This is a genomic window from Salegentibacter sp. T436 (assembly GCF_001932675.1).
Classification (GTDB): Bacteria; Bacteroidota; Bacteroidia; order Flavobacteriales; family Flavobacteriaceae; genus Salegentibacter; species Salegentibacter agarivorans.
Genome location: NZ_CP012872.1, coordinates 2,495,853 through 2,507,738 on the forward strand (window position 1 = coordinate 2,495,853; position 11,886 = coordinate 2,507,738).

Genomic DNA, 11,886 nt, shown 5'->3' on the forward strand with positions numbered 1-11,886 from the left:
ATTAGACCCTGAAACGAGTTCAGGGTGACGTTAGATGAACAATTCTTCCCAAACTATTTATTGCAATAATACTTCGCAGGAGCGCCTTCTTTTGGAAGACTGTTTTCTATAAATTCCCGAATATCCTCATTGGCATTTTTGAGATCCTCTGCTCGCAGATACATCATATGTCCGCTTTCGTAGCCTTTAAAACTAAGTCGGTCTTTCATTTTTCCGCTTGGGTCTAATTGCCACATCGTGTATTTTGCATTAAAATAGGTAGTAGCGCCATCAAAGTAACCCGATTGAATCATTACATCCAAATTAGGATTTTGCGCCATTGCCTGTCTCAAATTCTCACCGCTATTATCACCGCTGCGATCCCAGGGATGAACGGGGCCAAACATATAATATTTCAAATCTGTTTTAAAATTAAGATCCTGTCTCAGGTAATGATTTATGGCGGGAGTAAACGAGTGTAACCAGGAAGTAAGCTCAGCATTATAATCTGGAGAATCTCCGGCTTCTTTGGCGTCTATTCCAAGATATCTGGAATCCAGTCTACCAACGGTTACGCCATCTTTTCGCTTTAATTCTTTCCAGAAAAAACGATAATCTACATCAAGATTATTCTGAAGAATTACTTCTTTAGAAATTCCTGAATAATAAGCCATTTTCTCGGCTGCTTCCGCTTTTTTTGCAGTTTCAGTGAAACCGCCTTTTACAAGAACCGGCGTTAATTCATTTATAGTATATTTTTCTACTTCTTCCAGCAAATCTTCTAACTCTTTATTCTGAAGTTCTGCCGGTAAAGCATCATGGTACCAGGCTGCGGCTGCGAAATATGGCAACCTATTTGCTATGCCCACCGGGCCATCGCGATCTATGCCAATTTCGGTTGGAGAAACTAAAATTACTCCGTTAAGGTACATCCACTGGCTGTTTTGCAATTCTAGAGCTAAACCTGAAACACGGGTAGTTCCATAACTTTCACCAATAAGATATTTTGGCGATAACCAGCGTTCATTTCTGCTTACAAAAGTATTCAGCCATTCGGCTAAATATTTAATATCGGCTTGAACGCCAAAGAACTTTTCCCTGTCTACTTTTCCATCTTCATCTGGAATAGGGCGGGAGTAGCCAGTGTTCACGGGGTTTACGTAAACAATATCTGCAACATCTAAAATTGAATGAGGATTTTCCTTAATTCCATAAGGCTGAATTGGATATCCTTCATCATCAATTTTTAACACTCGTGGGCCTGTATAGGCAACGTGCATCCAAACAGAAGCAGAGCCCGGTCCGCCATTAAAAGAAATAACCAGTGGCCTGTTTTCCGTATTTTTTACATCACTTCTTTTATAATAAGTATAGAATAAACTGGCAATTGGTTCACCATCATTATTCCAAAGTGGCTGCATGCCCGTAGTGGCCGAATAATCTATATTTTTTGAATTAATAGTCACCGAATGACTGGTGGTGACCGTAGTATCTACCGGAATTTCAACTTTCTGGCTCCAGGCCGTAGTTATAAAAACAAGTAAAAAAAGAGGGGTAAAGATGTTTTTCATGTGGTTCTAATTTTTAGAACCGAAAAATACACTGAAATCCACAATTCCCCAAACAGGCTAATCTTTATTATTGAGATTTTCGTCCCGAAAAATAATGATATAACTAAGAATAATGCCTCCAACTGCTGCGAGTAAGAAGAAAATCATTGCGAGACCCGGGTAACCGAAAATTGTAAAATCTGACGGAACCTGCATAAGCATTGAAGCACCTATAATCATTGCTGCTATAATTAGGCCCAGAGTAATACGATTGGCTACTTTTTGGAAACCATCGGTAACCCGTTGTTCATCTATGGCATCAATCTTAATTTTAAATTCATTTTCAGATAAATTCTTTGAAATTGTATTTAAACGATCGGGTAAGTATTCTAGAAATTTCTTTGAAGCTAATACCGAAGAGAAAAAGTTTTCAGGCTTTAATTCTTCATACATCTTATCTCGCATTATCTTGGTAGAATGTCTTTTAATGGCATCTCTAAGATCAAATTCTGGATCTAAAACCGCGATTATCTGATCCATATTTAGAAGAATCTTTCCAAGAATATTCACTTCTACAGGGAGGTGAATTCCGCTTTCGGCTGCAAGCCTGTTTAATTGAATAAGAAGCCGACCGGTTTGCATATCTTTAGCCGTACTATGCTCGCTATCCATAATAATATCAGAAATGGTCTTTTTGAAGAATTTAAGGTTGGCATCTTCTGTAACCTCACTCATACTTAATAGAACACGAGCGGTTTCTTCTCCATTATTATTACTAATAGCTAATAAAAGTTCTAAAATATATTGTTTAATTCCCGGGCTAAACTTGGCAACCATCCCAAGATCTATCAGGGCAATTTTATCATCTTTTGTAAATTGAATATTCCCGGGGTGTGGATCGGCGTGAACAAACCCATCATTAATTACTTGTTGCAAATAGGCTTTAACCAGTTCATCTACAAGGGGCGAATAATCTACTTCAATTTGTTTAAGTGGAGATATTGAAGTGATCTTTCTGCCTTCAATATATTCCATGGTAAGGACTTTAGCCGCAGAATAGTCCTGAATAGGTTGCGGTACAATTAAATATTTAAAATCCTTTAAATTGTCTCCAAGGGTAATTAAATTCTGTGCTTCACGATGGTAATCTAACTCCTGGAGTAGAATACGCCTAAGTTCAGTTAAAACATCATCAAAGGCATATTTTTGGGCGGTTGTACTGTGTTTTACAGCCAGCTCTGCCAGTTCTTTTAAAGTATCTAAATCTGAAAGGAATTGTTTTTTAATTCCCGGTCTTTGAATTTTTACCGCCACTGGTTTTCCCGATCTTAAAGTAGCCCTATGTACCTGCCCTATGGAAGCACTGGCCAAAGGTTCTTCATCAAAACTATCAAAAGCTTTAGAAATCCTGGTGCCTATTTCTTCTTCCACAATGCGATGAACTTCTTCGTAAGGAATAGGAGGAACATCATCCTGTAAAGTGGCTAAAGCCTTTAAATAAGCATCTGGAAGAAGGTCTGGACGGGTAGAAAGCAGCTGGCCCATTTTAATATAGGTAGGCCCCATATTTTTTAGATCTTCTACCAGTTCATCTGGGCTTTGATCGTATGAATTCTGTGAATTATCTGAATCTGATTTTTCATCCATTGCCTGCGACGCGGTATTGGCAAATAGATCGCTGTTCCAGTATTTTAGCATAAAGCCTATAAATTTCTGGTAACGCAAAAGATCGTCGGGAAGTACAGACATAAGATTATTGGTTGTTATGTTATTTAGTTTTTTAAAGATATCTATTTAAAATTATAACACCAATATGTACCGAAAAGCAGTCCGTTTTTTTGGTGTTATTTAAGAAACCTTTTGAATGTTTTACAGAAATTAGTTGGTTAACCACTAAATTTCCTATTTTCAGCATTTAATTTTAATCTTTTTTCATACTTAAAATTAATGGGAAAAAATGGCAATTTTAATTTCAGGGAAAAGGTAGATCAGGCTGCTTTAAGCAAACCCTTATTCTCCCGAATGGATAAAGATATTCCTTCCAGTATTGTAGTGTTTCTTGTAGCCCTTCCTTTGTGCCTTGGAATAGCACTTGCAAGCGGTGCCCCTTTGGTTTCCGGATTAATATCGGGAATTATTGGTGGAATTGTAATAGGAAGCGTAAGCCATTCATCGGTAAGTGTTAGTGGTCCTGCTGCCAGTTTAACTGCGGTGGTTTTAGCTTCTATAGCTTCTCTTGGGAGTTTTGATGTGTTCTTAATGGCGGTTGTTCTTGGTGGAATTTTTCAGTTTATCCTGGGAATTCTTAAAGCCGGACTTATAGCCGATTATATGCCTTCCAATATTATTAAAGGCCTACTTGCAGCGATTGGAATTATTTTAATCATCGCTCAGCTTCCTTATGCCGTTGGATTCATTCAAGATTCAGGAGCAAATTTTGGAGCACGAGATAACCTTCTGGAACAGGCTATTGCTATGTTTAAAAACTTTTTTTACTCTCTGCACCCCGGCGCAGTAGTTTTGTCTATAATTTCACTAGCAATCATTATTTTCTGGGAGAAAAGTCCGCTTAAGAATTTTAAACTTTTGCCGCCTTCCTTAATTGTGGTAATTCTTGGCGTATTTTTAAATTTACTTTTCAAGTATATAGCTCCCGTACTCCATTTAAGTGAAAAATACCTGGTGAATATTCCAAAAATAGATCGTGTAAGCGAACTTGTAACTTTCCCAGATTTCAATTCTATCACTAACCCTGAAGTTTGGGGTGTTGCAATTACAATAACACTTATCGCCTCTATAGCCAGTTTATTGGCCATTGAAGCTGCAGATGAAATAGATCCGCATAAGCGGAAAACGCCTCCAAACCGGGAATTGGTAGCCCAGGGAATTGGAAATACAATAGCCGGATTAGTAGGAGGTATTCCGTTAACATCAGTAATTGTGCGAAGCTCGGTAAATATTAATGCCGGGGCCGAAACCAAGCTTTCCACAATTTTACACGGAATTTTCCTGCTTTTAAGCGTTTTGTTTTTAAGTTCCATTTTAAACCTTATTCCGCTCTCCAGCCTTGCGGTAATTTTATTGGTAGTGGGTTATAAACTGGCCTCCTGGGATGTAATTAGCACGATGTATAAAAAGGGATGGAACCAATTTATTCCTTTTGTTGTGACCGTTGTGGCTATTATTTTAACCGATTTATTAATCGGGATTTTTATTGGGTCCCTGGTGAGTATTTTCTTTTTACTGCGCAGTAATTATCACAACGCATTTTTTATTGAAAATACTAAAATATTTAAAGGAGAAACCATAAGATTAGAGCTTTCTAACGAAGTTTCATTTTTTAATAAAGCTTCAATTAAAAACAGTTTATGGAATGTGCCGCAGAATTCTAACGTGATTATTGATGCTACTTTTTCCAGTTATATAGATCACGATATACTGGAGATCTTTGAAGATTTTAAAACCACTTTTGCCGAAGAAAATAATATTAACGTAAGTATTATTGGCCTTAAAGATAAATATTCTGCAGGGAAAGAATTAGATTTTGTTCGGGAGGATATTGAAGAATCTAAAGAAAGATCTACACCGCAGGAAATCCTGGATTATTTAAAGGAGGGAAATTCAAGATACGTAGATGGAAAATTGGTTTCCAGACGACTTCGGAATAAAGAATTAATGGATTTTATCAATTCGCCGCCACTTGCTACTGTAGTAAACTGCATAGATTTAAGGGAGCCTTTAAATGTTATGATGAATACCGGGATTGGAGATTTAATTCCCATTAGAGCCGCCGGTAATCTTGTAGATAGTCATATTATTAAGAGTATTGAAATTGCCTGTAAACAGCAGGGCTCACGTTTTATACTTCTTATGGGAAATTCGTCGAATAAAATTTACCTGGAAGCTTTAAATGAATATATGAAAAACGGATATCAAAATCCCGATTCCCTTATTGCTGAAGCATTAAAAGCGAAACAAATCCCGGCTAAATTTGAAGAAAAAGATTTATATACTTATGCCGATCTTATCACACGCTGGAGTGTAAAAGAATCACAAAAGCGTATTATAAAAGAAAATCCATATTTAAGGGAACGAATATCACAGGGTAAATTAGGACTCGCCACTGCATTCTTTAACCGGGAAAACGGAAAAATTGAATTCTCTGAATTATATGATTCTGCAACAGTTTCCTAATATGAAAGCGCTTCGTTTAGCCTGTTAATATTTAACGGATTTCCAAAAATATATAATAAGTCTCCTTGTTTAATTTTAGTGTCCGGGAGAATTTCAGTAATGTATTGAGTATCTCTTTTTATGGCCAGTACAGTAACTCTAAAGTTCTTACCAATTCCGGAAGTTTGAATACTTTTTCCAACAATATCCCTGTTATTCTGCTGCACACTTAAGGTTACAATTTCCCGGTTTGGAATATGTAAATGCTGTAACGAAGGTTTATGCGGCCTTCCTTTTACTGAAGTTAACATCTCATAATCTGACGAACGAATACTGGCAGTAAAATCCATTATCTCGTTATAAGGCACCAGGTATTTTTTAAGCACCCGGTTAAAGATTTCTATAGAAGTCTCAAATTCTTCTGGAATTACTTCATCGGCTCCCAGTTTAATATTTTCTTCAATCTCCCTAACATAACGAGTTCTTACAATAATAAAAGCTGTTTTAGAATATAAACGTACGTTACTAATAATCTTTTTTGTAGCTCCCGGGTCAGAAATTGCAATAACAATAACCCTTGCTTCCTGGACGTGAAGATGTTTTAGAATTAAGGAGTTGGTTGCATCTCCAAAAATAATAGGTTCATTATTATTTTTCGCCTTTTTAAAAGTTACAGGATCGGTATCTAAGATAACATAAGGAATTTCAGCGTTTCGGGCGGCTTTCGCAATATTTTCACCATTAATTCCGTAGCCAATAATAATTAAATGATCGTCCAGTTTCTTAGGTTCATCGGTTTCTTCAGTAGTCTTAAGTTTATTTAAACTTTCCAGTCTATGCCTTACGGATGAAGGCACCCTGGCCTTAAGTATTGAATAAGTAATCTTTGGCGCCGCCGCAATTAGAAAAGGGGTAAGCCCCATAGTAATTATTGAAATCGCTAAAAAATATTGATAAACACTATTTGGTATAATATTATTATCTAAACCAACTCCAGAAAGCAATAAGGAGAATTCACCTACCTGAAATAAACTGAATAAACTTAATAAAACTGTTCTTGGCGGATATTTCAGCAATAAAACCGTAGCACCAACTACCAGCATTTTTAAAAATACAACTCCAATAACCAATAGAAGAATCATCAAAATATTATTGATAAAAAATTCTAAATTCAGGAGAGAACCAACCGAGATAAAAAAGAAACTGATAAAAATCTCTCTAAATGGCAAAACGTTTACTGTAGCCTGGTGGCTGTATTCAGATTCAGAAATAATAAGTCCTGCGAAAAAGGCACCTAAAGCAAGAGATAGGCCTACAGAAGAGGTGAGCCAGGCAATGGCAAAACAAAAAACTACAGTGGTTAATATAAAAAGCTCTTTGCTTTTTGTTTTAACCACCATACTAAAAATTCTGGGTACAATATATCGCGCCAGTAAATAAATAACCACGCCAACACCAACAATTTTAAGAATAAGAATTAAGAGGGTAGTAAGGAGATCGCCGCCATCACCGGCTAATATTGGGGTGAGCAACATCATGGGAACTACAATTATATCCTGGAAAATTAAAATTCCAAGCGCAACCCGGCCGTGCGGTGCGGTAATTTCTCCACGTTCCTGGATGAGTTTTAAAACTATTGCGGTACTACTTAAAGAGAACAAAAACCCTAGAAAAACTGCCGAATTTAAAGGTAAACCGAAAAAATAAGCAACGATTGTAGTGAATAGAATTGTGCCACCTACCTGGAGCCCGCCGCCAATTAAGACGGTGTTTTTCATAGAAATAAGCTCTTTTATAGAGAGCTCAATTCCAATAACAAAAAGCAGGAAAATAATACCAATTTCTGATAGTAATTCTACCTCGTGAGAAGAACTTATAAGGTTAAAGGCATATGGACCTGCAATTATACCAGCGAGAAGAAACCCCAGGATTGATGGCACTTTTATCTTTTGAAATAAAAGAATTATCAAAATTGAGAGTCCCAGGATAATAACAATATCCTGTAAAATAGGAATTTCCATAAATTAATCTTCAAGTTGGTTAGGTCTTCCAATTTAAAAGATAAAACCCGATTATGGAAATAAAAAAGCGACGGGAATTCCCGCCGCTGAAAATACTTAAATTAAAATCTATTAACCTTTTAACCAAGCATTTCTAAGTTTTACTTCTTTGCTACTTTCAGGCAGATCTTTTTCGGTTATTGTAGTATCGGTATCAGTGGGTTGGGCAGTAGTAGCTGTAAGTTCTACCTCTTCGCCGTCTCGCATTACTACAAAACTCACTTCTTCACCTTCTTCCCAGGATTCAGCTTTCATAATTAGATTATAAACATTCTGAATATTATATTCTTCGCCGTTTACCGTTTTGATTATATCGCCACCTTTTACACCAAGTTCCTGTAAAAACGAGTTGAACTGAATATTTTCTCTGAAAAACAATTCACCTTTAGCAGGATCACCATCTATATAAGGGGTTTGCCCTTTAATAAAATAGCCGGTATTAATTTCGGTTTCACTTTCTTCAAGTCCTACTTTGGTAAAAAAATCGTTGTAGGGAATTGGTGTTGTTCCGCTAACATAGGTTTCCAGGAAAGTTCTAATTTCAGGATAAGTAAGTTCAACAATATCATCAAATAATTCTTCATCTTCAAAAGGCTTGTCCATTCCATATCTATCGCTAAGGGCTTTCATAAGATCCAGAATTCCCATTTCGCCATCGCTTAATTCCCTTAACCGAATATCTAAAGCCATTCCAATTAAGGCTCCTTTTTGATATACGTTGTAATAACTGTCTTTATAAGGATCTTCCAGAATGTTTTGGCTCATTTCGGTAAATGGCATTGTGTCGTCAAACTGTTGCGCCGATTTTATTTTATCTGAAATTCTATCGTAAAAATCCTGTTTCTCTATAAGCTCCTGGTTTATTTGGAAAAGGTTCGCAAAATATTCGGTTACCCCTTCATACATCCATAAATGCTGAGACATTTTAGGATCGTTATAATCAAAATAATGAACTTCTTTTGAATGAACATTTAAGGGAGTAAGTATGTGGAAAAATTCGTGAGAAACCACATCGGTCATTGTTTTTTGTAATTGTTCAGGCTGCATAGCTTCGGGAAGTACAACTACCGTAGAAGTGTGATGTTCTAAAGCACCAAAACCACGTGCATCTTGTTTTTCGCTATCTGAAAGATATAACAGAATTGCATACTTGCCGGTGTTATCTACTTCTCCTAAAAAGCGTTTTTGTGCGCTAATCATCTCTTCAATTCCCGGTTTTATACTTTCTGAAGTATATTTTTCATTTGGAGAATATACATTAATGAGCACCTCCATACCTTCTACCATAAAACTAGTGGTATCTGGTTTAGCATACATAATTGGGTTGTCTATAACTTCAAAATATCGGCCCAGAGAATAAATATCTTCTTTAAATGCCATATCTTCTGAGGCAGCAACCGTTTTGCTTAAAGCTGTACCGGGAATTAAACCTTGTGGTCTTTTAATTAGAAGCCGGTAAGGTTCTTCCTGTTTATTTTCAAAATAACCTACAAATCCGTGGAGGTTAAGCATAAAATTTTCACCTGCTTCAATATTGGTTCCCGAGGGCGAGAAAACACCTTCTTCGTCTTCAATATCATAAGTATCGTTAACCTGATAGCTTACTTTGTCTAAATTTTCAGCGTTTGGAATATTCCAGGAATTATCGTCAATTTTTTCAAATTCCAGTTCATTTCCATCGTAATCCAGCGCTTTAAAATTTTCGATAAATTTTCCGTAATTATCTGTAGAGTAGGTGCCGGGCACCGTTTTAGGAATATAAAAAGTAGTATTGTCACTAGTAAACCTATCGGGATCAACGCTCACCGAAACTTTGTCTTCTTCAACATTTACAAGATCTATGCTTGCAATTACGGGTTGATTTTCTTTTGAGGTTTGCGTGGTTTTACAACTATATAGGGCGCCAATAAAGGCCAGCGTGTAAATAGCTTTTTTCATTGATAAACGTTTCTTTTTTTATAAGACTCAAGAAGTGCGTAAAAGTTACATTTATAAAAGAAAAAATTTTGTTTTTATAAAAATTGAGCATAAAAAAACCGCTGAATTTCTCAGCGGTTTTAAAGCTTATTTTAGAGAAAAAACTACTCTCTAATATGGCCTTCTCCTAATACATAGTATTTATTAGTAACCAATTGTTTTAAACCAAGTGGCCCACGGTGGTGAAGTTTATCGGTACTAATAGCGAGCTCTGCACCAACTCCCATTTGGCCACCATCTGTAAATCTAGTAGAAGCGTTGTGGTACACAGCGGCACTGTCTACCTGCTCCATAAAGTTGGCGGCTTCTTTCTTATCATCAGTGATAATCACAGCTGAATGTCCTCCTGAATATTTATTGATTTTATCCATTGCGGCGTCGTTACCATCAATAGCACCAAGTACAATTCTCATGGCCAGGAATTCTTCATACCAGGTATCTTCAGATGGTATTTTTTCTTCATTTGGAAGTATCTTAGCGATATCATCGTCTACCTGAATATGTACTTTATTCTCTGTGAACATATCATACAATTCTTTTACTCTTTTTTCAAAGTCTGGTAGGTTTTTATCAACTAATACCTTATCTAATGCATTACATCCTGAAATCTTATCGATTTTAGCATTTAACATTACTTTTTTAGCGGTATCAAAATTGGCATTCTTAGAAACATAAAGGAAATTATTTCCTCGTCCGCTAACTAAAACTGCACCTGTAGAATGTTCTTTTACAAAAGCAATAAGCTTTTCTCCACCTCTTGGAACTACTAAATCTATATGTTGTGGCGGATTTTTAAGGAACTCCTGGGTTTCGGTTCTATTCATTTGTAATAGCTCGATCCAGTCTTTTTCCAAACCGTTTTCCTGAAGCGCTTCGTGCCAGCATTCCTCAAGAATTCTATTAGAATGGTTTGCTTCTTTTCCACCTTTTAAATAGATCTTGTTATTTGCTTTAAAAGCAAGTACAGCGGCTTCAATTGTAACATCGGGACGGGATTCATAGATAATCATGATCGTTCCGAATGGTGCGGTTTTGTTGGTAATATCTAAACCGGTATCCAATCTTCTATGCTCTATAGTTTGGCCTACAGGATCTTCCTGGTCCATAACTTCTTTTACAGAGCGTATCATATCGTCTACCTTGGCATTGTTTACTACCAATCTATCACGCATAGCCTGGTCTCCTTCGCCAAAAGCGTCAAGATCTTTTTTATTTGCGGCTACTATTTCCTCACGTCTTTTATCCAAAATATTAATCATGGATTGCAAAACGTTATTTTTGGTTTTAGAATCTAATAATTTCATTATTCGATTTATTTTTAGTTTGATTAAACTTCAATTTTTATTTTTCTATGCGGTAAACTTTGTACCTACCGGTTTACCTGCTACGATATCCAGAATTACATTTTTCTGTTTACCGTTTGCGATATAAGTGGTAATGTTTTTAGCAGCGGTACCTTTGGCAATCTTAATTTTAGACTCCATACCACCACGGCCTTCACCTTCGCCTTTTCCAGATTCCTGTACGTATTTTTCTACGTTTTCATCAACCGTAACTTTGTTAAGTTTTTCTGATTCATCGTCCTCTGGATGGCCGGTATATAATCCATCTGTATCACTTAAAATAATTAAGGCATCAGCATTAATTAATTCAGCAACAAGGCTTGCAAGTTCATCATTATCAGAGAACATAGACATTGTTACCGATACTGCATCATCTTCATTAGCAATAGGGATAATTCCTTCAGATAATAAAGATTCGTAACAGTTAATCATATTTTCGCGGTGAATACCCGGGCTAAAATCTCTTTTAGTTGCCAGTACCTGTGCACAGCGCATTCCAAAATCGTGGAAGATACTATAGTAGTGACGCATCATACGTGGTTGGCCCACTGCAGAAAATACCTGTCTTCTTTTTGAGGCATCTTCAATATCTACATCTCCAAGAACTTCTTTTCCGGCAATTGCCGATCCTGAAGAAACGAGAACTACCATTACATCCTCTTCATATAGTGTAGCTATTTGTTCTACAAGATGTTTTAGTACAGGGCCTAAAATCCTGTTATCTTTATTGGTCATTACATTGGTCCCGACCTTAACTACGATTCTCTTTTTTTCCATTTTATAAAGTTATATTTAAACTTCCTT

7 protein-coding genes are annotated in these 11,886 nt (G+C 36.5%); 1 reads left to right on the top strand and 6 read right to left on the bottom strand.

Annotation, left to right across the window (positions count from 1 at the left end; all coding sequences use genetic code 11):
* Positions 1-53 precede the first annotated feature (53 nt).
* Positions 54-1,550 (bottom strand): S10 family peptidase, encoded by a 1,497-nt coding sequence (locus AO058_RS10925; RefSeq protein ID WP_075326590.1) that lies wholly within the window; start codon positions 1,548-1,550, stop codon positions 54-56.
* A gap of 57 nt (positions 1,551-1,607) precedes the next feature.
* Complete coding sequence (locus tag AO058_RS10930; protein ID WP_075326591.1) at positions 1,608-3,278, bottom strand: ABC1 kinase family protein; 1,671 nt, start codon at positions 3,276-3,278, stop codon at positions 1,608-1,610.
* Positions 3,279-3,476: 198 nt separating this feature from the next.
* Between AO058_RS10930 and AO058_RS10935 the strand changes: the two genes are divergently transcribed.
* Positions 3,477-5,723: a bifunctional SulP family inorganic anion transporter/carbonic anhydrase gene (locus tag AO058_RS10935; protein WP_083634170.1), complete on the top strand. Its 2,247-nt coding sequence runs from the start codon at positions 3,477-3,479 to the stop codon at positions 5,721-5,723.
* Here the strand turns inward: AO058_RS10935 and AO058_RS10940 are convergent.
* The 4 genes from AO058_RS10940 to proB form a co-directional block, all read right to left on the bottom strand.
* Complete coding sequence (locus AO058_RS10940; protein WP_075326592.1) at positions 5,720-7,723, bottom strand: monovalent cation:proton antiporter family protein; 2,004 nt, start codon at positions 7,721-7,723, stop codon at positions 5,720-5,722. The genes AO058_RS10935 and AO058_RS10940 overlap by 4 nt on opposite strands.
* 111 nt (positions 7,724-7,834) lie before the next feature.
* Positions 7,835-9,700 (bottom strand): M61 family metallopeptidase, encoded by a 1,866-nt coding sequence (locus tag AO058_RS10945; protein WP_075326593.1) that lies wholly within the window; start codon positions 9,698-9,700, stop codon positions 7,835-7,837.
* Positions 9,701-9,843: 143 nt separating this feature from the next.
* Positions 9,844-11,043 (bottom strand): glutamate-5-semialdehyde dehydrogenase, encoded by a 1,200-nt coding sequence (locus tag AO058_RS10950; RefSeq protein WP_075326594.1) that lies wholly within the window; start codon positions 11,041-11,043, stop codon positions 9,844-9,846.
* A 45-nt stretch (positions 11,044-11,088) separates the two neighbouring features.
* Positions 11,089-11,859: a glutamate 5-kinase gene (proB, locus tag AO058_RS10955; RefSeq protein WP_075326595.1), complete on the bottom strand. Its 771-nt coding sequence runs from the start codon at positions 11,857-11,859 to the stop codon at positions 11,089-11,091.
* Positions 11,860-11,886 lie beyond the last annotated feature (27 nt).